Source organism: Rhodoferax sp. RT5P35 (genome assembly GCF_056521385.1).
Window position 1 is genome coordinate 1 of record NZ_JBWMAX010000109.1, and the last position, 1,480, is coordinate 1,480.

The window sequence follows — 1,480 nt, forward strand, 5'->3', positions numbered from 1 at the left end:
ATCATGATGGCGGCACCGGGCGTGGCCACCAGCCACCAGCACTCCATCATGTAGCGGCGGCCACTGGAGATCATGGCGCCCCACTCGGGCATGGGCGGCTGGGCACCCAGGCCCAGGAAACCCAGGCCCGCAGCGGTCAGGATCACGCTGGCCATGTTCATGGTCAGGCGCACCACCACCGACGACATCAGCATCGGCGCGATGTAGCGCAGCAGAATGCGGCCGCTGGAGGCACCCTGCAGCTGGGCTGCCACCACAAAGTCGGCATTGCGCAGCGACAGGGTTTCGGCCCGTGCCAGCCGCGCAATCGGCGGCCAGGCGGTCAGCGCAATCGCAATCACCGCGTGGTCCAGCCCCGGGCCAAGCGCAGCCACGAAGGCCAGCGCCAGTACCAGACTAGGGAAGGAGATAAAGATGTCGGTGACGCGCATGAACAGGTTGTCCACCCAGCCACCAAAGTAGCCCGAGACGGCACCCACGGCCAGCCCCACCGGCCCCACGATCACCGTCACCAGGGCAATGATGTAGAGCGAGATGCGCGAGCCATGCACCAGGCGGCTGAACACGTCGCGGCCATATTCGTCGGTGCCGAACCAGTGGGCGTTGCTGGGGGCCTGCAGGGCCTGGGTCAGGTCTTGCTCCAGCGGGTTGTGGGTGGCAATCAGCGGGGCAAACAGGGCCACTATCAGCAGTGCGGCCACCACCACCAGACCCGCCACGGTCATGGGGTTGTGCAGCAGCCTTTGCAGGATGCGGCGGGCGCTTTGGCGCAGGGCTTGCGCCGCCGTTTGGGGGGTTGTGGACACGGTCTTGTCGGAGAGGGTCAGGGCAGCCATTAGCGGGTCCTCGGGTCAAACACGTGGTACAGGGCATCGGACAGCAGGTTCAGCGTGACGAAGATCACCCCCACCACCAGCACGCAGCCCATCACGGCGTTCATGTCACCCAGCAGCAGGCTGCTGGTCAGGTACTGGCCAAAGCCGGGCCAGGCGAATACGGTTTCGATCAGCACCGCGCCTTCGAGCAGGCCGCCGTAGGCCAGGGCCACGATGGTCAGCAACTGCACCAGGATGTTGCGAAACGCATGGCCCCAGACCACACCGCGCTCGGACAGGCCTTTGACCCGCGCCGTGGTGATGTACTCCTGCGACAACTGCGCCAGCATGAAGCTGCGCGTCATGCGGCTGATGTAGGCCATGGAGTGCAGGCCCAGGATGCAGGCGGGCAGCATCAGGAACTTGATGGCGTTGCGAAACACCTCCCACTCGCCCGCCAGGGCCGAATCCACCAGCAGCAGGCCGGTGCGCGGTGCCACCAGGCCGTCATACGCCAGGTCGATGCGCCCGGCTCCCCCGGCCCAGCCCAGCCAGGCGTAGAACACCAGCAGGCCCATCATGCCGAACCAGAACACCGGGGTGGAATAGCCAAACAGGCTGATGACGCGCACCACATGGTCGGCCAGGCGACCGCGCCGGGTGGC

The 1,480-nt window shown here is 66.4% G+C and carries 2 protein-coding genes; both read right to left on the reverse strand.

Annotation, left to right across the window (positions count from 1 at the left end; translation table 11 throughout):
• Positions 1-836, reverse strand: an 836-nt coding sequence (locus tag AC097L_RS24050; protein WP_479589247.1) for an ABC transporter permease, incomplete at its 3' end; no start/stop codon positions are given.
• Positions 836-1,480: ABC transporter permease (locus AC097L_RS24055; protein WP_479589248.1), on the reverse strand; the 645-nt coding region annotated here is incomplete at its 5' end. The genes AC097L_RS24050 and AC097L_RS24055, both read right to left, overlap by 1 nt.